19 protein-coding genes are annotated in these 23,082 nt (G+C 64.2%); 15 read left to right on the top strand and 4 right to left on the bottom strand.

The features are described from left to right. Window positions 1-142: 142 nt before the first annotated feature. The 3 genes from LOY34_RS12300 (at window position 143) to LOY34_RS12310 (ending at window position 4,360) form a co-directional block, all read left to right on the top strand. A complete protein-coding gene (locus tag LOY34_RS12300; RefSeq protein WP_195883932.1) occupies window positions 143-1,519 on the top strand; it encodes an L-serine ammonia-lyase in 1,377 nt (458 codons plus the stop codon). Between the two features lie 114 nt (window positions 1,520-1,633). Further along, entirely contained in the window at window positions 1,634-2,932 is a 1,299-nt protein-coding gene (locus LOY34_RS12305) for a serine/threonine transporter (RefSeq protein WP_176794261.1), read from the top strand. 60 nt (window positions 2,933-2,992) lie between these two features. Beyond that, a complete protein-coding gene (locus tag LOY34_RS12310) occupies window positions 2,993-4,360 on the top strand; it encodes a hypothetical protein (protein WP_195883933.1) in 1,368 nt (455 codons plus the stop codon). Between the two features lie 60 nt (window positions 4,361-4,420). Here the strand turns inward: LOY34_RS12310 and LOY34_RS12315 are convergent, their stop codons facing one another. Continuing rightward, window positions 4,421-5,098 carry a DUF3313 domain-containing protein gene (locus LOY34_RS12315; protein ID WP_195883934.1) on the bottom strand — a complete coding sequence of 226 codons (678 nt, stop codon included), beginning with the start codon at window positions 5,096-5,098 and terminating at the stop codon, window positions 4,421-4,423. Window positions 5,099-5,263: 165 nt separating this feature from the next. On the opposite strand from LOY34_RS12315, the gene LOY34_RS12320 reads away from it, so the two are divergent. Then, a complete protein-coding gene (locus LOY34_RS12320) occupies window positions 5,264-6,337 on the top strand; it encodes an NAD(P)-dependent alcohol dehydrogenase (RefSeq protein ID WP_093383257.1) in 1,074 nt (357 codons plus the stop codon). 78 nt (window positions 6,338-6,415) lie between these two features. Continuing rightward, on the top strand, window positions 6,416-6,916 hold the full coding sequence (locus LOY34_RS12325; protein ID WP_195883935.1) for a GNAT family N-acetyltransferase: 501 nt from the start codon (window positions 6,416-6,418) through the stop codon (window positions 6,914-6,916). A gap of 118 nt (window positions 6,917-7,034) precedes the next feature. On the opposite strand, the gene LOY34_RS12330 is transcribed toward LOY34_RS12325, so the two are convergent. Genes LOY34_RS12330 through LOY34_RS12340 form a run of 3 tightly spaced genes read right to left on the bottom strand, consistent with a single transcriptional unit; the run spans window position 7,035 to window position 10,407 of the window. Beyond that, entirely contained in the window at window positions 7,035-7,781 is a 747-nt protein-coding gene (locus LOY34_RS12330; RefSeq protein ID WP_195883936.1) for an enoyl-CoA hydratase-related protein, read from the bottom strand. Window positions 7,782-7,805: 24 nt separating this feature from the next. Further along, window positions 7,806-8,411: a helix-turn-helix domain-containing protein gene (locus tag LOY34_RS12335; protein ID WP_045198793.1), complete on the bottom strand. Its 606-nt coding sequence runs from the start codon at window positions 8,409-8,411 to the stop codon at window positions 7,806-7,808. Window positions 8,412-8,457: 46 nt separating this feature from the next. Then, window positions 8,458-10,407, bottom strand: coding sequence for an FAD-dependent oxidoreductase (locus LOY34_RS12340; RefSeq protein WP_045198794.1), 1,950 nt, complete (start codon window positions 10,405-10,407; stop codon window positions 8,458-8,460). A gap of 184 nt (window positions 10,408-10,591) precedes the next feature. Between LOY34_RS12340 and LOY34_RS12345 the strand changes: the two genes are divergently transcribed. From LOY34_RS12345 to LOY34_RS12390, 10 genes are all read left to right on the top strand, one after another. Further along, window positions 10,592-11,629 (top strand): ABC transporter substrate-binding protein, encoded by a 1,038-nt coding sequence (locus tag LOY34_RS12345; protein WP_045198796.1) that lies wholly within the window; start codon window positions 10,592-10,594, stop codon window positions 11,627-11,629. A gap of 71 nt (window positions 11,630-11,700) precedes the next feature. Beyond that, window positions 11,701-12,456, top strand: a complete 756-nt coding sequence (locus LOY34_RS12350) for a class II aldolase/adducin family protein (protein WP_195883938.1) — start codon at window positions 11,701-11,703, stop codon at window positions 12,454-12,456. A gap of 206 nt (window positions 12,457-12,662) precedes the next feature. After that, on the top strand, window positions 12,663-13,307 hold the full coding sequence (locus LOY34_RS12355) for a TetR family transcriptional regulator C-terminal domain-containing protein (RefSeq protein ID WP_093383240.1): 645 nt from the start codon (window positions 12,663-12,665) through the stop codon (window positions 13,305-13,307). A gap of 69 nt (window positions 13,308-13,376) precedes the next feature. Then, window positions 13,377-14,093 (top strand): response regulator, encoded by a 717-nt coding sequence (locus tag LOY34_RS12360; protein ID WP_045198803.1) that lies wholly within the window; start codon window positions 13,377-13,379, stop codon window positions 14,091-14,093. A gap of 4 nt (window positions 14,094-14,097) precedes the next feature. Further along, window positions 14,098-14,871: an ABC transporter substrate-binding protein gene (locus LOY34_RS12365; protein WP_195883939.1), complete on the top strand. Its 774-nt coding sequence runs from the start codon at window positions 14,098-14,100 to the stop codon at window positions 14,869-14,871. Further along, window positions 14,868-17,123, top strand: a complete 2,256-nt coding sequence (locus tag LOY34_RS12370) for an ATP-binding protein (RefSeq protein WP_195883940.1) — start codon at window positions 14,868-14,870, stop codon at window positions 17,121-17,123. Before LOY34_RS12365 ends, LOY34_RS12370 begins: the two co-directional genes overlap by 4 nt. Before the next feature lie 202 nt (window positions 17,124-17,325). Further along, window positions 17,326-18,729 carry an amino acid permease gene (locus tag LOY34_RS12375; protein WP_045198808.1) on the top strand — a complete coding sequence of 468 codons (1,404 nt, stop codon included), beginning with the start codon at window positions 17,326-17,328 and terminating at the stop codon, window positions 18,727-18,729. Between the two features lie 254 nt (window positions 18,730-18,983). Further along, a complete protein-coding gene (locus LOY34_RS12380) occupies window positions 18,984-19,775 on the top strand; it encodes an enoyl-CoA hydratase/isomerase family protein (protein ID WP_195883941.1) in 792 nt (263 codons plus the stop codon). Window positions 19,776-19,806: 31 nt separating this feature from the next. Next, window positions 19,807-20,967 carry an acyl-CoA dehydrogenase family protein gene (locus LOY34_RS12385; protein WP_045198812.1) on the top strand — a complete coding sequence of 387 codons (1,161 nt, stop codon included), beginning with the start codon at window positions 19,807-19,809 and terminating at the stop codon, window positions 20,965-20,967. Between the two features lie 14 nt (window positions 20,968-20,981). After that, on the top strand, window positions 20,982-23,072 hold the full coding sequence (locus LOY34_RS12390; protein ID WP_195883942.1) for an acetate--CoA ligase family protein: 2,091 nt from the start codon (window positions 20,982-20,984) through the stop codon (window positions 23,070-23,072). Window positions 23,073-23,082: the final 10 nt, after the last annotated feature.

Raw genomic sequence — 23,082 nt, forward strand, 5'->3', positions numbered from 1 at the left:
TAGCTCTGCTAAAGGCTTGCTTAGAAAGTTTCGTTGGTCAACACGCAAGTGACCGGGCAGTATCGCGCAACTTCGCGACACCCATCAATTTTTTAACAGTGCCGTTGCGTGACATGGATTGTTGCCTCGGTCAGGCATTAGCATGGCTATCAGTGTTTTCGACCTTTTCAAGATTGGCATCGGCCCCTCCAGCTCCCACACCGTAGGCCCCATGCGTGCGGCGGCAACCTTTGCCCAGGCCCTGCGTGAGCAAGGCCTGCTGGAGCAGGTTAGCCGGGTCGAGGTGCGCCTGTACGGCTCGTTGTCGGCCACCGGCGTCGGCCACGCCACCGACCGCGCCTGCCTGCTCGGGCTGATGGGCGAATGGCCGGACCAGATCGACCCGCAAAGCATCGAGCCGCTGATCGCGCAACTGCAGCAAAGCCAGGTACTGATGCTCGACGGCACGCAGGCGATTGCATTCGACTGCGCCAGCGACTTGCTGCTGCTCGATGAAAGCCTGCCGTATCACCCCAACGCCATGACCCTGGAAGCCAGCAGCGCATCGGGCTCGTTGCTGCAGCAAACCTACTATTCGGTCGGTGGCGGTTTTATCGTCGAGGCCGCGCAAGTGGGCACGGCCGGCAACAGCGCCGAGCAGGTGCAACTGCCCTATGACTTCGACAGCGCCGCCCAGTTGCTGGCGCTGTGCAAGCAGCACAAGCTGCGGGTCAGCCAGGTGATGATGGCCAACGAGCTGGCCTGGCGCGAGGAAGCCCAGGTGCGCAGCGGCCTGCTGAAACTCTGGGCGGCGATGCGCGAGTGCGTCGACAACGGCCTGCGCAACGAGGGCATCTTGCCGGGCGGGCTCAAGGTCAAGCGCCGCGCCGCCAAGCTGCACCGCAGCCTGCAGGAGCTGGGCAAGCCCAACGTCATCGGTTCGACCCTGAGCGCCATGGAGTGGGTCAACCTGTTCGCCCTGGCGGTCAACGAAGAAAACGCCGCCGGCGGGCGCATGGTCACCGCACCGACCAATGGCGCCGCCGGCATCATCCCGGCGGTGCTGCACTACTACATGAAATTCAACCCCGAGGCCTGCGACAACGACGTCGTCGACTTCCTCCTCAGCGCCGCTGCGGTGGGCATCCTGTGCAAAAAGAACGCCTCGATCTCCGGCGCCGAAGTCGGCTGCCAGGGCGAGGTCGGTTCGGCCTGCGCGATGGCCGCGGCCGGCCTTGCCGAAGTGCTGGGGGCAACGCCCATGCAAGTGGAAAACGCCGCCGAAATCGCCCTTGAGCACAACCTCGGGCTGACCTGCGACCCGGTCGGCGGTCTGGTCCAGGTGCCGTGCATCGAGCGCAACGCGATTGCTGCAGTCAAGGCCATCAACGCCGTGCAGATGGCCTTGCGAGGCGATGGCGAGCACTTCATCTCCCTCGACCGGGTGATCCGCACCATGCGCGACACCGGCGCCGACATGCATGCCAACTACAAGGAGACGTCACGCGGCGGCCTGGCGGTCGCCTTCGTCGAGTGTTGATCCCATCGCGGGTCAAGCCCGCTCCTACATGTGGGAGCGGGCTTGACCCGCGATAGCTGCACCCCTGTTCCAAAGTTATTCATACGCAACAAAAACAACTACAAGGCAATATCGATGACTGATGTAAATAGCACCACGACCGTTCGTGTGGATTCGGCCGCGCCTGCGCAAAGCCGTGCCTGGAGCCGTCACGACACCACCTGGGTCCTGGGCCTGTACGGCACCGCCATCGGCGCCGGCACCCTGTTCCTGCCGATCAACGCCGGGGTAGGGGGCTTCTGGCCGCTGCTGGTACTGGCGGTACTGGCCTTCCCGATGACCTTCTACGCCCACCGCGGCCTGACCCGCTTCGTGCTTTCCGGCAAGCGCGGCGCCAGCGAAGACATCACCGAAGTGGTCGAAGAGCACTTCGGCGTCGGCGCCGGCAAGCTCATCACCTTGCTGTACTTCTTTGCCATCTTCCCGATCCTGCTGGTGTACAGCGTCGCCCTGACCAACACCCTGGGCAATTTCATGGAGCACCAGCTGCACATGACCCCGCCGCCGCGGGCGCTGCTGGCCTTGCTGCTGATTTGCGGGCTGATGATCGTGGTGCGCAGCGGCCAGGGCATTATCGTCAAGGTCATGAGCCTGCTGGTCTACCCGTTCGTGGCCGCGCTGTTGCTGCTGGCGGTGAGCCTGATCCCCAACTGGAACGGCGCCTTCTTCGCCCAGGCCAGCGAGGGCATGCCCCTGGAGCTGTTCTTCAAGACCCTGTGGCTGGCCATCCCGGTGATGGTGTTCTCGTTCAACCACTCGCCGATCATCTCCGCCTTTGCCGTTGACCAGAAGCACCGCTACGGCGAGCAGGCCGACGCCAGGAGCGGCAAGATCCTCGCCAGCGCCCATGTGATGATGGTGCTGACGGTGATGTTCTTCTGCTTCAGTTGCGTGCTGGCCCTGAGCCCGGCGGACCTGGCCGCTGCCAAACAGCAAAACATCTCGATCCTGTCGTACCTGGCCAACCACTTCCAGACCCCGGTGATCGCCTTTGTCGCGCCGCTGATTGCCCTGGTGGCAATTACCAAGTCGTTCCTCGGCCACTACATCGGTGCCAGCGAAGGCTTCCAGGGCATGATCGTGAAAAGCCTGCGCAGCCGTGGCAAACAGGTCTCAAGCAAGCGCCTGGAACAGATGACCGCGTTGTTCATGGTCATCACCTGCTGGGCCGTGGCGACCCTCAACCCGAGCATCCTCGGCATGATCGAGAACCTCGGCGGGCCGATCATCGCCTGCCTGCTGTTCCTGATGCCGATGTACGCCATCCACAAGGTGCCGGCGCTGCGCAAATACTCGGGCAAGGCCTCGAACGTGTTTGTGGTGCTGATTGGCCTGATTACCCTGTCGGCGATTCTGTTCTCGTTCTTTGCCTGACGTCCCCCTCTGATATGCTGGCTATAGCCTATAGCCAGCATTCAGTCGCAAGGGACCTGCATGAAAACCATCGCCAAGCTCAGCGCCACGGTGCTGCACCGTCACTATGGTGAACACGCCTTTGCCCAGGCGCTGGCCGAAAAAGAGTTGCACGATCTGCGGATCATCACCTACGGCGTGGCAGGCAATCTGGCGTCGATGGTCAAGTACCTGCACAACACCTTCCTGCGACGCGCCAAAGGCTCCTGCCGGGTGATGATCGGCCTGTCGAACATTGACAGTATCGGTTCCGAGGCGCTTGCCGGCCAGATCCGCAAGCTGTTCAGGCATTTCGACCCGCAATCGGGCATCGAGCTGTTTGTGCATGGCGCTTGCCACATCAAGCTGCTCAGCTATCGCGGGGTGAGCTTTCTTGGTTCGCAGAACCTTTCGGGTGCTGCCGAACCCTACTTCAACGGGATCGAAGACAAGCTCTACTTCAATCGCTTTCATGAAGCCCTGGTGCGCATCGAAGATCCTGGCAATGCCTGCGCCAATGCCTTGTTTGACCGCGTGCTGGATGATCGCATGCTCTGTCAGCGCATCTGTCGGCGCAGCGCTGCCCAGGCCTATGCCGATGCGCTGATCGAGGGGGTGAAGATCGACACCGCCGCCAGCCATGTCGCCCAGGCCCTGCAACTGCGCGCGGCATTGAAAGGCCTGAGCGGCTACATTTGCCTGGCGCCTGAATGCCGCGATCGCGTTGCGCTGTACCGGCTGCTATCGAAAATAGGCCAGGCCAGTGCGCCGCATACCCTGGTCGAGGAACTGTTCGATGAGTTGTATGGCACCGACGACTTTGCCCAGGTGAAGGATGAAGCGCTGCTGTTCAGGCTTTGGAGCCTGGTCCACTCGCTCAATGACCAGCTTTCTTTGCACAAGCCGAAGGTGCTGGAGTTGCTGGAGGAGGCCGAAGCCCTCGAGGCGTTGAAGTTCGATGCGCAAGCACTCGAGGAATTCGGGCAAGACCTTCAGCAACTGGCCGCCCGTCACCTGGTCACTCATCTGCAGGAGTTTGTCGAGCACCAGGAGTTTGCGATTATCCAATCCATCATGTCGAACCCGGAGTACGAGCATTCCTATATGTATGGGGCCACGGACGAGGACGGCAACCTCGACCACGAGCGCATCGAGCGCAACCTCTGCAACAGCGAGCTGATGTCGCTGGATCAGAAGCTCAAGCGTATCGACCCTCGGCCCATCCTCGACGCCATCGAGCAATGCCTGGGCCGTCATCTGCACCGCCTTCATGACTCATCGGCGCTGCTGCAGCAGGCCAATGCGCTGTTGCAGGACATCGAACAGCAGTATCAGCATGAGCTGCAAAGTGAGGAGTTTTGCAGCTTTTTGCATAAGCGCAATCTGCTCCCGGAACCCTCGCTGTTGTGAATGCTCAACCAGGCGATCGCGCGCCGAGATCAGCCTGTGATCTCGGCGCGTGGTCAGCGGCTAGCGCGACTCGCTCTTGAGCTTGGCGAAGCTTTTGCGCAGGTCACTGGCCCAACCGTCCAGCACCGGCTTGACGTTCTCCAGGGCCAGCTTTGAGGTGTCGTTTTCCAGGGCCTCGCCGGTGCCTTTGCGCACCACCTGGGCAATCACCTTGTTATTGCCGCCGTCGAGGAAGGCCGCCTCGGTGGCGATGTCGACTTCCTGGTCGCGGCCGCCGGCGGCGGTATTGACCGCAGCGGCCACCAGGGCGATGGGGATCACTTCGTAGGGTTTCAGGCCTTCGGTCTTGGTCGATACCGCGGTGATCGCCGGGCGCACCACCAGCACGCCGGGGCCCGGGCCCTGGGCCAAAGGCAATTCGGCGCCCAGTTCACGCTTGAGCGCGGTGTTGTAGTACTGGGTGATCTGGCTGAGGATTTGCGGCGAAATCGCCGCGGTAGCCTGGGGCTTGGGGTAGAACTGGCTGGGCTCGATAAACACCTGGGTAAAGCGCGCGGCCTTCACTTGTGGGTCGATCCAGCGCATCACCGGCTTGCCGGAGCTGCTTTCGGCGGGCTTGAGGCGGCTATAGTCCTTGAGAAACCCGGAGTACTGGCTGGGGTCGACCTGGCTGCTGGAGCAACCGGCAAGGACGATAAGGGCAGAGCAGAGCAGGGTGGAGCGCAAGGTGGGTTTCATCGACGTTCGTATCCTTGGCAATGACCGCACGGGACGGGGAATTGATCGCCTGAACAACGCTAGCAGCTCTTGGCCTGGCCGCCAGTTCATTGACCCCGGTCAAGCGCACCCGGGCCTGTCGGGCGCAGGGTGGACAATCACTACCGCCCCGTCGAGGACACCGCCATGGCCAAGATGAAAGCTGCGATTTTCGTTGAAAAGAACCGCATCGTGCTGGACGAAAAGCCGATCCCCGAAGTAGGCCCGCTGGATGCGCTGATCCGCATCACCACCACAACCTTGTGCGGCACCGACGTGCACATTCTGCGCGGTGAGTACCCGGTGGCCAAGGGCTTGACCATCGGCCACGAGCCGGTGGGGGTGATCGAAAAGCTCGGCTCCCAGGTACAGGGTTTTGTCGAAGGCCAGCGGGTGATCGCCGGCGCCATCACCCCAAGCGGCCACAGCTTTGCCTGCCTGTGCGGTTGCGGCGCCCAGGACGGCCCGGATACCCGCCACGGCTTTCGTGCGGCGGGCGGCTGGAAATTCGGCAACAGCATCGACGGCAGCCAGGCCGAGTACCTGCTGGTGCCCGATGCCACTGCCAACCTCTGTGCCATTCCCGATCACTTGAGCGACGAGCAGGTACTGATGTGCCCGGACATCATGTCTACCGGATTTTCTGGCGCCGAGCGTGGCGAGGTGCAGATAGGCGACACGGTCGTGGTCTTTGCCCTCGGCCCGATTGGCCTGTGTGCCGTCGCCGGCGCGCGGCTCAAGGGCGCGACCACGATCATTGGCGTCGATACCGTCGCGGCGCGGATTGCAGTGGCGCACAAGCTCGGTGCAACCCATGTAGTGGATTTCAACCAGGGCGATGTGGTCCAGCAGATCATGCAGCTCACCGATGGCCGTGGGGTTGACGTCGCCATCGAGGCGCTGGGCACGCAATCGACCTTCGAATCAGCGTTGCGGGTGCTGCGCCCCGGCGGCACCTTGTCGAGCCTGGGCGTGTACTCAAGCGACTTGCGCTTGCCGCTGGACGCCTTTGCCGCAGGGCTTGGCGACTACCGCATCGTCAGCACCCTGTGCCCCGGCGGCAAGGAGCGCATGCGCCGGCTGATGGAAGTGGTAGGCAGCGGCCAGGTGGACCTCAAGCCGCTGGTGACCCATCACTTCAAGCTCGATGACATTGAGGCGGCGTATGAGTTGTTTGCCCATCAGCGGGACGGGGTGATGAAGGTGGCGATTACCCCGTGAGTGTGTCGAGCGCAAAGCGCTCGCAATGATTTTGACTATGCAATACTGGTCAATCCTTTCCCACCCCTGGACCCCGCAATGGACCTGCCCCGCCGCTTGCGCAGCAAACAGCTGAAACTCCACGCCCCGGAACTGACCTTCGCTGCGCAACTGCAGGCGGTGCTCAACGCCAACTTCGACTTTCACCGTGAGTTTCTGCCCTGGGCCCGTGACGACTGGACCCTGGAGCAGGCGCGCCAAAGCCTGCTCCAGGCCCGGCAGAACTGGGCGGCGCCCCAGGGAGAAAAACGCTACTACCTGTTCCTCGCCAGTGGTGAGCTGATCGGTTGCCTCGGTGTGCGCCCGGATGCCCAGGGCAAGGTCGGCCTGGGTTACCGGATCGCCGAGGCCCATGCCCGGCAGGGCTTGATGACCGAGGCGCTGGAAACGCTGTTGCCACTGCTCGAAGGCTCGCTGTTGTGGCTGACCACGTCGCCGGCCAATGTTGCGTGCCAGCGCCTGGTGGAGGGATTGGGGTTCAAGCGGGTGGCGTCGGCGAGCGGGGCGAATGCGCGGTTGCGCTATGAGTTGAGGCGTTGATTCAAACTCGGTGCTCAATCGCGGGTCAAGCCCGCTCCCACAGGGATTGCATTGATCCTGGCCACTGTGGGAGCGGCGGTGCGGCGACCCGACTTGACCCGCGATGAGGCCGCCAGCGTCAATCCTTGACCAACGCCCGCAACGCCGCCTTCGCCTCCGGCGTTTGCAACCGTTCGATAAACAGCAAGCCTTCACGTTGAACCGTCGCTTCCAATTCCTGGCGATGGGCATCCTTGAGCAGGCGCTTGCTGATGCGCAGCGCATCCTGGGGCAGGGCCTGTAACCGTGCCGCCAGCTTGCGCGCCGCCGCCAGGCACTGTTCGCCATCTTCATGCAGCTCATTGGCCAGGCCCCATTCGACGGCCTGTTCGCCTGTGAGCAGTTCATTGCACAGCAACAATCGCGCGGCCCGGGCATGACCGAGCAGGCGTGGCAATAGCAGGCTGGAGCCAAACTCCGGGCACACCCCCAGCGGCACGAACGGCATGCGCAGTTTAGTGCACCGGCTGACCAGTATCTGGTCGCAGTGCAGCAGCAAGGTGGCGCCGATGCCGATGGCGGCGCCGGCAACCGCTGCGATCAGCGGCTTGTCCAGCGCCAGCACTACGCGCATCAGGCGAAACACCGGGCTGTCCATGTCGCCGGGCGGGTTGTCGAGGAAGTCCTTGAGGTCGTTGCCGGCGCTGAAGCACTGCGCGCCGCCGGTCAGGAGGATGACCTCGACCTGGGCGTCCTCCTGGGCCGCCAGCAATAGCTCGCCCAGCTGGCTGTACATGGCGTTGTTCAGCGCATTGAGCTTGCCCGGGCGGTTGAAGGTCAGGGTCAGCAGGCCCTGGTGCAGTTCGCGGGTGATCAGTTCGTTCATGGCGTGCCTGTGTTGTTGTAGGTATCAGAACGTCGGCGGGGTGATCACCCAGATCACCACCGCATCCACTTCGCCGGGGTTGCCGTAACGGTGCGGCTCCTGGCTGGAAAAACTGAAGCTGTCGCCTTCGCCGAGCTGAAAATAGCGCTCGCCAACCCACAGCTCGAAACTGCCGGACAGCAGGTAGCCGGCTTCTTCGCCGTCATGGCTGTAGCTTTGCTGGCTGTAGGTGCCCGGCGGGAAGCGCGAGTGGAGGATTTCCAGCTGGCGGTTGGGTTGCGGGGTCAGTAACTGGTCGACGATGCCGTCTTCGTAGTGCACGCTCAGGCGGCTGTGCTTGCGCACCACGTAGCCGTTGTCCTCCGGAGCGGTGCTGGCCTCGCTGGCGAAAAACCACTGGATGGTCACGCCCAGGCTGCGGGCGATGTTGAACAGCGCCGGGATCGACGGGTAGGAGAGGTTGCGCTCCAGCTGGCTGATGTAGCCGGCGGTCAGCTCGCTCTGCTCGGCAAGCTCGGCCAGGGTCATGCCGCGGCGCTTGCGCAGGCCGCGGATACGGGTGCCGAGAAAATGCGCGGTGCTGGTGCCTTCCTGGCTGGCGGCGGGCGGCGTCTTGCTGCTGTTGCTCATGGCGTGCTCCGAACCGCACTGTCAAAGCCCCGGAGTATAAACAGCCTTACAGGCTCCAGGCGACCTTCAAACCGTCGTAGACGGCTTCTTCCACCGTGCGCGGGGCCAGGCAGTCGCCGATGCGTTTTACCTCGACCAGGCCGTGCAGCTCGGCGGCCAGGCTATCGACCGGCTGATGGCCCTGGCACAGCACCAGGGTGTCGATGTCTTCGAAGATCATCGGCTCGCCGCTGGCGGTGTGTTGCAGGTACACGGTGGTGTCGTCGCAGCCGTACAGGCGTGCATAGGGGGTGATCGGGATGCCCAGCTTGTGCAGTTCGCCGGCCATCTGGTCGCGCACGTACAGCGGCAGGCTTTCGCCGCAGTGGGTACCATTGACCGCCAGTTGCACCTGGTGGCCTTCACGCACCAGGCGCTCGGCGATGCCCGGGCCGATCCAGTCGCAGCGCCAATCGACCACCAGCACCGAGCGCCCGGGCCGGGCCTCGCCACGCAGGATCTGCCAGGCATCGAGCACCTGCAGTTCGCCACCGCGCTCGAAGGCCGGCCAGTAGGGTTCGGCGCCGGTGGCGACGATCACCAGGTCGGGCTGTTCGCGTTCGACCAGGGCGCGATCCACGCGCGTGTTGCGCACCACCTTGACCCCGGCCAGCTGCATCTCCCGTTGCAGGTTGGTGCTGGCGCCGCCGAATTCGGCCCGGCGCGGCAGCAATTGCGCGAGCAGCACCTGGCCGCCGAGCTGTGTGCTGGCTTCGTACAAAGTCACGTCGTGGCCGCGCGCTGCCGCCACTGCCGCCGCCTTCATGCCGGCCGGGCCGCCACCGGCGATCATGATGCGCTTGCGCACAACTGCCGGCTGCAGGCTGCCGAACTGCTGCTCGCGCCCGGTTTCCGGATGCTGGATGCACGAGATCGGCAGGCCCTTGTGAAAGTGGCCGATGCAGGCCTGGTTGCAGGCGATGCAGGCGCGTACATCTTCAACGCGCTCAGTGCGGGTCTTGTTGGGCATTTGCGGGTCGCAGATCAGCGCGCGGGTCATGCCGCAGACATCGGCCTGGCCACGGGCAAGGATCAGCTCGGCTTCCTGGGGCTGGTTGATGCGCCCGGTGACGAACAGCGGAATGCTCAGTTGCGCCTTGAAGGTCCCGGCCTCGCGCGCCAGGTACGCCGCCTCGATAGCCATTGGCGGGACGATGTGCACGGCGCCGCCGAGCGAGGCCGAGGTGCCGGCGACGATATGCACGTAGTCCAGTTCTGCTTGAAGCAGCTTCACCGCCGCCAGCGATTCATCCTCGGTCAGGCCCTCGGCGTCGCGCTCATCGGCGCTGATGCGCAGGCCGATGATGAAGTCGTCTGCCGTCGCCGCCCGCACTGCGGCGATTACTTCACGGACAAAGCGCAGGCGTTGCTGCAGCTCACCGTTGTAGCCATCGCTGCGGCGGTTGACCCGTGGGTTGATGAACTGCGCCGGCAGGTAGCCGTGGCTGGCCACCACCTCGACGCCATCGATGCCGGCCTGGTGCAGGCGCCGGGCAGCAGCGGCATAGCCAGCAATGATCTCGTCGATCATGGCCTGGTCCAGCGCCCGTGGCATCACCCGAAAACGCTCGTTGGGCACCGCCGAGGCCGAGTAGGCCACGGCCAGCAAGCCGTCGCTGGACTCCATGATTTCCCGCCCGGGGTGGAAGATCTGCGACAGCACCACGGTGCCGTGGGCATGGCAGGTCTCGGCCAGTTGGCGGTAGCCGTCGATGCAGGCATCGTCGGTGGCCATCAGCACGTGCGAGGTGTAGCGCGCACTGTCGTGCACCCCGGCCACCTGCAGCACGATCAGGCCGACGCCGCCAGCGGCACGGGCCTGGTGGTAGGCAATCAGGCGCTCGTTGACCAGGTTGTCGGTGGGCATCGAGGTGTCGTGGCCGCTGGACATGATGCGGTTCTTCAGGCGTTTGCCACGGATGTGCAGCGGTTCGAACAGGTGCGCGAAGGTCGACATGCGGGTCAGGCTCCAGCGGGGTGTTGTTATTATTTTTCTATAGAAGTGTACCGCCAGTAAAAAATCAACTTGTTTTTTTACTGGCCTTTGACTAGTTTGCAAATCACCCCGGGTCCTGGGGCACACCTCACAACAACAAGAAAACGGGCCACGCATCACGTGGTACCGGCAAGAGGAAGCATTGATGAAATCGAACCTGCTCAAGCTCTCTCCCTGGTTGCTTGCCCTTGCGGTCGGCGGCGCCCAGGCAGCACCGGACATGGTCGTGGTCGCCTATGGCGGCGCCGGCCAGAAAGCCCAGGATGCGGCGATCTTCAAGCCTTTCAGTGCCCAGGACGGCAGCACGTTGATCCAGAGTGAATACAACGGCGAAATGGCCCGCATCAAGGTCATGGTCGATACCGGCAACGTCGACTGGGACCTGGTGCAGATCGAAGGCCCGGACCTGATGCGCGGCTGCGACGAGGGTATGTACGAGCGCCTCGACTGGACCCAGCTCGGGCGTGCCGAGCAACTGATACCCGACGCCGCCCAGGAGTGCGGCTCGGCGGTGCTGGTGTGGAGCGTGGCGATTGCCTACGACCGCAACAAGCTGGCCCAGGCGCCGGCCTCGTGGGCGGACTTCTGGGACGTCAAGAAAATCCCCGGCAAGCGCGGCCTGCGCAAGCGTGCGGTGTACAACCTGGAGTTCGCGCTGATGGCCGACGGGGTCAAGGTCGAGGACGTCTACAAGGTCCTGGCCACCCCCGAGGGTGTCGACCGCGCCTTCAACAAGCTCAGCGAGCTCAAGCCCTATATCCAGTGGTGGGAAGCCGGCGCGCAACCGGCGCAGTGGCTGAGCGCCGGCGACGTAGTCATGACCTCGACCTACAGCGGTCGGGTCGCCGTCGCCGCCCAGGAGGGCAGCCCGCTGGCCCTGGTGTGGCCGGGCAGCCTGTACGGCATGGACTACTGGGCGATCATCAAGGGCTCCAGGCATGTCGACCAGGCCAAGCGCTTGATCGCCTTCGCCAACCAGCCCGACACCCAGGTGCGCTACGTCAAGCAAATCCCCTACGGGCCGACCAACACCCAGGCTGCCGCCGAGCTTGATCCGAAGCTGGCGAGCTGGGTGCCGACGTCCAGGCAGAACCTTGAGGGCGCACTGTCGATGAACGTCGAGTTCTGGGTCGATCACGGCGATGAGCTGGAAGAGCGCTTCAACGCCTGGGCCAGTCGCTAACCCCTGTGGCTGGACATCGTACGGTGTCCAGCCCTATTGTCTGGCCAGTTTTTCGCCTGAGGACAACAATAATGACCGAGACCGAAATCCGCCTGCGCCAGGAACTGGCCGCCTGCTATCGATTGATCGCGCACTTTCGCATGACCGATCTGATCTTCACCCATATCTCGGTGCGCATTCCCGGCCCCGAGCATCATTTTCTGATCAACCCCTATGGTTTGATGTTCGATGAAATCAGCGCCTCTAACCTGGTCAAGATCGACCTGGCGGGCAGGGCGGTGGAGGCTTCGCCGTACCCGGTGAACCCGGCCGGTTTTGTCATTCACAGTGCCATCCACGGTGCCCGCGAAGACGCCCAGTGCGTGCTGCACACTCATACCAAGGCCGGCTGCGCGCTGGCGGCGCTCAAGTGCGGGTTGCTGCCGGTCAACCAGATTTCCATGGAATTCCACGGCAAGGTTGCCTACCACGACTACGAAGGCATCGCCCTGGACATGGCCGAGCAAGCGCGCCTGGTCGATGACCTGGGTGACAAGGCGGTGCTGATTTTGCGCAACCATGGCTTGCTCAGCGTCGGGCGCAGTGTCAGCGAGGCGTTCCTGCGCATGTATTACCTGGAAAAAGCCTGCGAGATCCAGCTGACGGCGATGGCTGCCGGCGAGCTGGTGCTGCCGTCGGAAGAAGTCTGTGCCCACACCGAACGCCAGTTCAACGAACCGGCGCGGCCGCTGAAGGAAGGTGAGCTGAGCGATCCGGACGGCATGCAACTGGCCTGGTCGGCATTGCTGCGTCTGCTCGATCGGGTGGCGCCGGGCTATCGCGACTGATCAGCAGTTGTTGTACAGTCGTTCAATACGCAATCCTGTGGGAGCGGGCCTTGCCCCGCGATCTGCTGCGAAGCAGCAGTAAAACCTGTCGACACGGTGCAAACAGACACACCGCATTGGCCGCTTTTACGACCGCTTCGCGCTCGATCGCGGGGCAAGGCCCGCTCCCACCGGGTTCCTGCAACTCACTCTGTTCGAGAAACCCTATGTCTCAGGAAGCCCGTTACAGCCGTATGGTCCCGGAGTTGCGCAAGGCCAACCTGGTCGAAGCGACCCTGGTGTGCCTGAAACGCCACGGCTTCCAGGGCGCCTCGATCCGCAAGATCTCCGCCGAGGCCGGCGTCTCGGTGGGGTTGATCAGCCATCACTATTCGGGCAAGGACGAACTGGTCGCCGAGGCCTACATGGCGGTCACCGGCCGGGTCATGGGGCTGATCCGCGAAGCCATGGCCCAGGCCGCACCCAATGCCCGCGAACGGCTGTCGGCGTTCTTTCGCGCCTCATTCTGCGCCGAATTGCTCGACCCGCAACTGCTAGATGCCTGGCTGGCGTTCTGGGGCGCGGTGAAAACCGCCGAGGCGATCAACCAGGTGCACGATCATTCCTACGGCGAGTACCGCAACGAACTGGGCCGGCTGCTGGCGGACCTGGCCACAGAGGAGGGCTGGCAGGCGTTCAACGCCGACCTCGCGGCCATCAGCCTGAGCGCCTTGCTCGACGGCCTGTGGCTGGAATCGGGGCTCAACCCCGGGACCTTCACCCCGGAGCAGGGCGTGCAGATCTGCGAGGCCTGGGTCGATGGTTTGCAAGCCGGTGGGCGCCGGCGCTTCACCCTGATCGAGGGCTGTTGATCGGTCGTTCAGTAATGGGTACGCTGCTGTCGTGAGTCATACAACAATTTTTATAAGAGACAACACGCAATGACGCCTCGGGTACTGGTCGTCGATGACGATCCGCTGATTCGCGACTTGCTGCACGCCTACCTGTCCCAGGAAGGCTACGACGTGCACTGCGCCGCCACGGCGGAGCAGGCCGAGCATTTTCTTGGCGAGCAGGCCGTCGACCTGGTCATGCTCGACATCCGTCTGCCGGGCAAGGATGGCCTGACCCTGACCCGCGAACTGCGGGTGCGCTCGGAAGTCGGCATCATCCTCATCACTGGCCGCAACGACGACATCGACCGCATCGTTGGCCTGGAATGCGGCGCCGACGACTACGTGATCAAACCGCTGAACCCGCGCGAGCTGGTGTCGCGGGCCAAGAACCTGGTGCGCCGGGTGCGCCATGCCCAGGCCGGCAAGCCGCCCAGTGGCGCCAATCATCCGCTCAAGCAGTTTGCCGACTGGGCCCTGGACACCGACCGCCGGCGCCTGATCGACCCCCAGGGCGGCGAAACCCTGCTGACCCATGGCGAGTTCCAGCTGCTCAGCGTGTTCCTGCGCAACAGCGGCCATACCCTCAGCCGCGACCAGTTGATGGACCAGATCCGCAACCGCGAATGGGTGCCCAACGACCGCTCCATCGATGTGCTGGTCGGCCGCTTGCGACGCAAGCTGCACGATGACCCGGCCGAACCGCAGCTGATCATCACCATTCACGGCGCCGGTTACCTGTTTACCGCCAGCGTGGCGGCCTGAGCGCATGTGGCGGTGGTTATGGCTGGCCCTGCTGGTGCTCGGCGCCCAGGCCCAGGGCGCCGAGCGCATCCGCTATTGCGACTACCCGGTGTACCCGCCGGTCTCCTGGAGTGACGGCAAGCAGGTGCGCGGCCTGGCGCCGACCGTGGTACGCCAGTTGTTCACGCGCCTGGGCTATGAGGTGGAGATCGTCGTGCTCGGCAACTGGAAGCGCTGCCTGCTCGATGCCGCCGAAGGCCGGGTCGACGTGGTGTTGGCCTACAACAGCGACCAGCGCGACCAGGGCATGCGTTTTTCCACGGTGCCAGTGCTGCGCGAAGAGGTGGCGGTGTTTTTCAACCGCCAGCGGCCGGTGAAATTCGAGCGCCTTGAAGACCTTGCCAGCTACCGCGGCGGGCTGTTGTTCGGCGAAAGCTACGGCCCTGACTTCGACCGCTTCGTCGCCCGCCACCAGAACATCGAGTGGGTCTCCGACAGCCAGCAGAATTTCGGCAAGCTGATTCGCGGGCGCATCGATTTCGTCATCCAGGAGCGGCGCACCGGCCAGTTGTTCGTCGAGCACCTGCCTGGCGCCCAGGACATCCAGGCCTTGCCCACCGCGCTGAGCGTCGACTACCTGCGGGTGGCGGTGTCGCGTCATTCACCCTTGAGCCAGCACATGGCGCAAATCGATGAGCAGTTGCAGCGCATGACCGACAACGGTGAGATCCAGCGCTGGCTGGAACAAAGCGAAGTCACCTACCGCGACATGGTCAACCTGCCGGCGGACGCCCGTTGATGCGCCTGCAACCCGGTGGCCTGCTGCGGCGCCTGCTGCTGTTCATCCTGTTGTTCAGCCTGTGCTTTACCGTGCTGGCCAGCACCGTGCAGTTGTATTTCGAGTACCGCCGCGAGATGCGCGACATCGATTCGCGCATGGCGCTGATTCGCGCCGGCTACCTGGCAAGCCTTGAGCGCAGCCTCTGGGATCTCAACCAGGAGCAACTGAACGTGCAATTGCGCGGCCTGGTGGACTTCTCCGATGTGGCGCGGGTGCGCCTGAGCAGCGCTGATTTCGACTTGCTGCAGGGCGAAGCCACGCCGCAAGGGCCGCTGCGCATCGAGCGCTTCGCCCTCGACTACCAGCCGCCGTCAGGGCCGCCACGCCATTTGGGCGAGCTGGAAGTCAGCATCGACCTGGGCGCGGTGCACCGACGCCTGTTCGCCACCGGGCTGACCAGCCTGTTGTGGATGAGCGTGTTCCTCTGCGGCCTGGCCGTGGCCCTGTCGGGGTTGTTCTACCGCCTGGTCACCCGCCACCTGCAGGTGATGGCCGAGTTTGCCCGCCGTATAGGCGCCGGCGATTTGCAGGAGCCGCTGCGCCTGGACAAGCGCCGCTCCAGCCGCGAAGACGAAATCGATACCGTGGCCCACGCCCTGGACGACATGCGGCGCAATATTCTCAGCGATATCGATCGCCGTGAAATCGACCGCCTGGCCCTGCAGGACAAACGCGACGAACTGCAGAAGATGGTCGAGCGCCGCACCGCCAGCCTGATGCATGCCAAGGAGGAGGCCGAGGCGGCGAACCTGGCCAAGTCGCGCTTCCTGGCAACCATGAGCCATGAACTGCGCACCCCGCTCAACGGCATCCTCGGCATGGCCGAACTGCTGCGCGAAGCGCACCTCGACGCCCGTGACCGCAAGCGCCTGGATGCCCTGTACAAAGCCGGCGAAGGTTTGCTGACCATCCTTAACGAAGTGCTGTATTTCGCCCGCCTGGAAGAGGGCGAAAGCCACCCGGAGCCGGTGGACTTCTCCCTGCGCCAATTATGCGATGAGGTCATGACCCTGCTCGAGCCGCGAGCGCTGAACAACGATACGGTGCTGCGCTGTCGCATCGATAGCCAGTTGGCGCCTCGCCAGCACGGCGCCGAGCAGTTTTTGCGTCAGGTGCTTAGCAACTTGCTGGCCAACGCCATCAAGTTCACCGAGGCCGGCGAGGTGAGTGTCGATGTCCAGGTGCTGGACCAGGCGCAAGGCCGCCAACAGTTGCGGGTCAGCGTGCGCGACAACGGCATCGGCATCGCTGCGCCGGTGCAGGGGCGGATTTTCGATCGCTTCGTCCAGGCCAGCGACGCCGTGGCCCGGCGTTACGGCGGCACCGGCCTGGGCCTGGCGATCTGCAAGCACCTGGTCGAGCTGCTCGGTGGGCGCATCGGTCTTGAAAGCGTTGAGGGCCAGGGCAGTTGTTTCTGGTTCGAACTGCAGCTGCAAGCGGCTGCCGCCGAGGCCCCGGCGCTGCTGCCGGCAGCAGCGGTGCAGGCCCTGGATATTCTTGTGGTCGAAGACGTCGAACTCAACCGCGAGGTGGTGCGCGGCCTGCTGCAGCGTGACGGCCACCGCTTGTGGATGGCTGAAGACGGTGAACAGGCGCTGGAGCTCTGCGCCCAGCGGCGCTTCGAACTGATCCTGCTCGATGTGCACCTGCCGGGTATCAGTGGCGTCGAGCTGTGCCGGCAGATCCGCCGCATTCCCGGGCCGAACCGCGCTTGCCGGATCCTGGCGCTGACCGCCAGCGTGCAACCGGCGCTGGTGCGCGGATTTCTTGCGGCGGGCATGCAGGGCATCCTCGCCAAGCCGCTGAAGCTCGACAGCCTGCGCCAAGCGCTGGCGCAACAGGGGGTGGTGGTCGAGGCGGCGACGGCCGGGCAGGGCATGGACTGGGCGCTGCTCGATACCCATCGCAGCCTGCTCGGCGAACAGAAAGTCCAGGGTTTGCTGACGGTGCTGCGCGATGCCCTCGAACAGCACCAAGGCGCGCTGGCCGAGGCGCTCAAGGCCGGTGACTGCACCGAGGTCGCACACCTGGCCCATCGCCTCGCCGGCAGCAGCGACTCTCTGGGTTTTAGCGGCCTGGCGACGGTACTGCGCGGGCTCGAGGCAGCAGCGCTGGGTAAGCACCAGGCGGCCCTGAATGCATTGCAAGCACCCCTGACCGAGCAGTTGCGCCTGGCCGCACAGACCCTCAAACAGTTGATCCAGAGCTGACGTACAAAAACCTTACGACTTTTTACATCTTCGATCTTCAGGTACAACGCCAGCTTACATCGCTTTCCAATAATCGACGGCAACCGCTGCACGCGGTCTTCGAAGCTTATTGGAGATAATAATAATGAACTGCCGTAAAGCTCAGCCGTCCTCGCACCATCGCCTGTCCCTCCCGCGCTTCAACCACTGTTGAGGTGCCGACATGACTGACTCTACTGACCGTAAAGGCATCCACCTGACCCGTGCGCTGAAAAGCCGGCACATCTTCATGCTCTCGCTGGGCGGGGTGATCGGTACCGGGCTGTTCATGGGCTCGGGGGTGACCATCAACCAGGGCGGGCCCATGGGCGCGATCCTCGCCTACCTGGTGGCCGGTTTTCTGATGTACCTGGTGATGGTCTGCCTGGGCGAGCTGTCGGTGCAGATGCCGGTGTCCGGCTCGTTCCAGACCCACGCGACCAAATTCATCGGCCCGGCCACCGGCTTCATGATCGGCTGGGTGTACTGGATGAGCTGGGCCACCACCGTCGGCCTTGAGTTCACCGCCGCTGGCATGCTGATGGTGCGCTGGTTCCCCGAGGTGCCGATCTGGTACTGGTCGGCGCTGTTCGTGGTGGTGCTGTTCGGCCTCAATGCCCTGGCCACCCGCGCCTTTGGCGAAGCCGAGTACTGGTTCTCGGGGATCAAGGTGGCGGCGATCCTCGGGTTTATCATCGTCGGCGTGCTGGTGATCTTCGGCGCGATCCCGCTGACCAGCGGCGAGCCGGCGCCGATGATGAACAACCTGATCGGCGACTCGATGTTCCCCAACGGTCTGTCGGCGGTGTTCGCGGTGATGATGACCGTGGTCTATGCCTTCCAGGGCTGCGAGATCATGGGCGTGGCCGCCGGTGAAACCGACCAGCCGGAAAAGAGCATCCCGCGGGCGGTGCGCAACGTGGTGTTCCGCGTACTGATCTTCTATGTGCTGGCCATCGTCGTGCTTTCGGCCATCGTGCCGTGGCAGCAGGCCGGGCTGATGGAAAGCCCGTTCGTGCAGGTGTTCGACATGGTCGGCATTCCCTACGCCGCCGACCTGATGAACTTCGTCATCCTTACCGCGATCCTGTCGGTGGGCAACTCCGGCCTGTATGCCTCCACGCGCATCCTCTGGGCCATGTCCAAGACCGGCATGGCGCCCAAGAGCCTGTCGCCCTTGAGCAAGCGCGGCGTGCCGCTGCGGGCCCTGAGCATCACCCTGTGCTTTGCCCTGGTGTCGCTGATGACCAGCTTTGTTGCCGCCGACACCTTGTTCATGGTGCTGATGGCGGTGAGCGGCATGTCCGGCACCGTGACCTGGATCGTCATTGCCCTGGCCCAGTACAAGTTCCGCCGTGCGTACCTGCGCGATGGCGGCAAGCTGGCCGACCTCAAGTACCGCGCGCCGCTGTTCCCGCTGGTGCCGCTGCTGTGCATCACCCTGTGCAGTTCGCTGTTCGTGTTCCTGGCCCTGGACGAAACCCAGCGGCCGTCGCTGTACTGGGGTTTTGGTTTCATCGCCGTGTGTTACGCGGCGTACTTCATCATCCATCGCAAGCGCCAGGCGGTGTTGGCGCCATCGGTGTAAACCCATCGCGGGGCAAGCCGCTCCTACCTGTAAATGTAGGAGCGGCTTGCCCCGCGATAGGTTGTACAAAGTTGTAACAGGCGCGGCCATTACTTCTCAGTGTAAGTATTTAAATCTCATAAAAACAAGCAATTAGCTCTGTAACTTCATCTGTTACAGCAAGTTATCCAGCCGATTGTCTCCTTGTTGAACACTCGTTTAGTATGGCCTCACGTCATACCTCTAACGCCAACCACAATAATTCGAGGCCACCCATGACCCCTCCTGCGTCGCTGCTCAGCCAGGTCGAAGCCGGCATTGCCTGGATCACCCTCAACCGCCCCGACCAGCGCAACGCGCTGGACATCCCCAGCCTGAAAAACCTGCATGCCTTGCTCGACGCCCATAACGCCGACCCGGCCGTGCGTGTGGTGGTGCTGACCGGCACGGGTCGCAGCTTCTGCGCCGGCGCGGACCTTGCCGAATGGGCCGAGGCCGAATCCCGCGGCGCGCTGGAAAGCTACGGCTGGACCGAAACCGCCCATGCCCTGATGCAGCGCCTGCACAGCCTCGACAAGCCAACCATTGCCGCCATCAACGGCACCGCCGTCGGCGCCGGCATGGACCTGACCCTGTGCTGCGACCTGCGCGTAGCAGCGGCCTCGGCGCGGTTCAAGGCTGGCTACACCAGCATGGCCTACAGCCCGGATGCCGGCGCCAGCTGGCACCTGCCACGGCTGATCGGCAGCGAACAGGCCAAGCGCCTGCTGTTTCTCGATGAGCTGTGGGGCGCCGAGCGGGCCCTGGCGGCCGGGCTGGTCGGCGAGGTGTGCGCCGATGAGCAGTTGCTGGCGGTCAGCGCAGACCTTGCCGGGCGCCTGGCCAAGGGCCCGACCTTCGCCTTCGCCCAGACCAAACGGCTGATCCGCGACGGCGCCCAGCGCACCCTGGGCGAGCAGTTACAGGCTGAGCTTGCCGCCGGGCTGCTGTGCGGGCGCAGCGCAGATGGCGCCGAAGCGTTGCGCGCCGCCGTCGAGAAGCGCACTGCTAATTTCGTTGGTAAATAAACACTTACAAGCACTTCTTGAGGATCGACTCATGAATTTCCAACTGACCCAAGAACAACAAATGTTGGTGGAAGCGGTACGCAGTTTTGTCGCCAAGGAGTTACTGCCCCATGAAGAGGCCGTCGACCGCGCCGACGAGGTCTCGCCAGAGCTTGCCGCGCAGATTCGCGGCAAGGCCATCGCCGCCGGCTTCTATGCCTTCAATATGCCCGAGGAAGTCGGCGGTGGCGGCCTCGACTACCTGTCCCAGGCGCTGATCGAACGCGAGCTGTCGAAGGTGTCGTGGGCCCTGCATGTGTTTGTCGCGCGGCCGTCGAAGATCCTCATGGCCTGCAAGGACGAACAGATCAACGATTACCTGCTGCCGTGCATCCAGGGCGAGAAGACCGACTGCTTTGCCCTGACCGAGCCTGGCGCCGGCTCCGATGCCAACGCGATCAAGACCCGCGCCGTGCGCGAGGGCGACAACTTTGTGCTCAACGGCAGCAAGCACTTCATCAGCCATGCCGGGCATGCCGATTTCGCCATTGTCTTTGCCGTCACCGACACCTACCAGCACAACGGCAAGACGCGCAACGCGGTGACGGCCTTCCTGGTCGACCGCGGCACCCCGGGCATGACCATCCGCCGCGGGCCTAAATGCGTGAGCAATCGCGGCTATCACACCTTCGAGCTGTTCTTCGATGACTGCAAGGTGCCGGCCAGCAAGGTGCTGGGTGAAGTCGGCAAGGGCTGGGAAGTGGCCAACGCCTGGCTCACCGCCGGGCGGGTGATGGTTGCCGCCAACTGTGTTGGCCAGGCCCAGCGCGCCCTGGATGTGTCGCTGCAATGGGCGGCCGACCGCAAGCAGTTCGGCCAGCCGATCGGCACCTACCAGGGCATTTCGTTCAAGCTCGCCGACATGGCCACGCAAATCCGCGCCGCTGAGCTATTGACCCTGCACACCGCCTGGAAGATGGACCAGGGCACGATGACCGACGGCGAGGCCGGCATGGCCAAGCTGTTTGCCAGTGAAGTGCTCGGCAAGGTCGCCGATGAGGCGGTGCAGATCTATGGCGGCATGGGCCTGATGGACGAAGGGCCGGTCGAGCGGATCTGGCGCAATGCGCGCATCGAGCGGGTCTGGGAGGGCACCTCGGAGATCCAGCGGCACATCATTTCCCGTGAACTGCTGCGCCCGCTGCTGCGCTGACCAGGAGCCTGCTCATGTTACGAGACAACCTCAAACGCCTGCTCGCCCCGCGCCACCTGGCCTTCGTCGGCGGGCGCAGCATGGCCCGGGCCTTCAAACGCTGCGCCGAAGGCGGCTACCAAGGGCAGATGTGGCTGGTCAACCCGCAGCACGACAGCCTCGATGGCGTGCCGTGCGTGCGCAGCGTCGCCGAACTGCCCTGTGCGCCGGATGCGGTGTTCATCGCCACCAACCGCGAACTGACCCTGACCTGCGTGGCCGAGCTGGCCGCCAAGGGCACCGGCGGGGCCATTTGCTACGCCTCGGGCTTTGCCGAAAGCGGCGCCGAAGGCCTGGCCCTGCAACAGCAACTGCTCAAGGCCGCCGGCGACATGGCGCTGCTGGGCCCCAACTGCTATGGCCTGCTCGACTACCTGCACAGCTCGGCGCTGTGGCCGGTGGCCCATGGCGGCAAGGTGGTGGAGAAGGGCGTGGCGGTGCTGACCCAGAGCGGCAACTTTGCCTACAACCTGTCAATGAGCGACCGCTCGCTGCCGGTGGCCTACATGGCCTCGGTGGGCAACCAGGCGCAGATCGGTATCGCCGAACTGATGGACGCGCTGCTCGATGAGCCGCGGGTGACCGCCATCGGCCTGCACCTGGAAGGCCTGAAGAACGTGCCGGGCTTTGCCCGCGCCGCGCACAAGGCGCTGCAGCTGGGTATCCCGATCATCGCCCTGAAAACCGGGGTGTCGCAGATCGGCGCGCAACTGGCGCTGAGCCACACCAGCTCGCTGTCCGGCTCCGATGCCTTGTACGACAGCCTGTTCGAGCGCCTGGGGGTGATCCGCGTCAGCGGCCCGGTGAGCTTTGTCGAAACCCTCAAGGCCGCCGCTTGCGGTCAGTTGCCCAAGGGCGGCAGCCTGATCGCCCTGGCCTGCTCCGGTGGTGACGCCGGGCTGATCGCCGACTATGCCGAACGCAACGCGCTGAGCCTGCCGAAACTCGATGACGCTCAGGTCGGCGAGCTGGCCCAGGTGTTGCCAAGCTATGCCAACCTGGTCAACCCGCTGGACTTCACCACGGCGATCTGGGGCGACGCCTGCGCGCTTGAGCGCATGCTCGACAGCGCCCTGCGCACCGAGGCCGATGCGGCCATGCTGGTGCTCGACTACCCGGCCGAGTTCACCGGCGAGCGCAAGGAGTGCGACCTGCTGCTGGAGCTGTACTGCGCGGCGCTCAAGCGTCACGGCAAGACCGGCTTTGTCACCTCGGCCTTGCCCGAACTGCTGCCGGCCTTCGCCCGCGAGCGCCTGCATGCTCATGGCATTGCTGCGCTGCAGGGCGTCGAGGACGGCCTGGCGGCCTGGGGGCGGATTGCCGCGTACCAGGCCAGGCGCCAGGCGCTGCTTGATCTGGGCGAGTCGGCATTGGCGCCGTTGTGCCCGCAGGCACTGCATGGCGAGGGCGAGATGCTCACCGAGTGGCAGTCCAAGCAAGCCTTGCAGGCGTTCGGCCTGGCGGTGCCCAAGGGCGTGTTGAGCAGCCCTGAGCAAGCCCTCAAGGATGCTGAAACGGTCGGCTATCCCTTGGTGCTCAAAGCGGTCAGCGCGCAACTGCCGCACAAGACCGAAGCCGGTGCCGTTGCTCTCAACCTGCGTGACCCGCAGGCCCTGGGCGCGGCCCTGGAACAGATGCGTACGCGGATCGCGGCCTATGCGCCGGGTGTAGTGTTCGACCAGGTGCTGCTCGAACCCATGGCCAGCGCGCCGCTGGCCGAGCTGATCGTCGGCATCAAGCGCGAGAACGACTTCGGCCTGGCGCTGGTGATCGGCGCGGGCGGCATCCTCGTCGAGTTGCTCAAGGACAGCACCAGCCTGCTGCTGCCGACCACCGACGGCGCCATCCGCAGGGCCGTGCTCGGCCTGCGCAGCGCCGCCTTGCTCCAGGGCTTTCGTGGCCGTGAAGCGGCGGACCTCGAGGCGCTGGTGGCGGCGATTCGTGCGGTGGCCGACTACGCCTGTGAGAACGCCGCGCAATTGCTCGAACTGGATGTCAACCCATTAATGGTCGGTGCCCAGGGCACCACCGCGGTCGATGCGTTGATTCGCCTCGGCCAGGTGTAAGGAGATGAAC

This window comes from Pseudomonas sp. B21-009 (assembly GCF_024749345.1).
Classification (GTDB): Bacteria; Pseudomonadota; Gammaproteobacteria; order Pseudomonadales; family Pseudomonadaceae; genus Aquipseudomonas.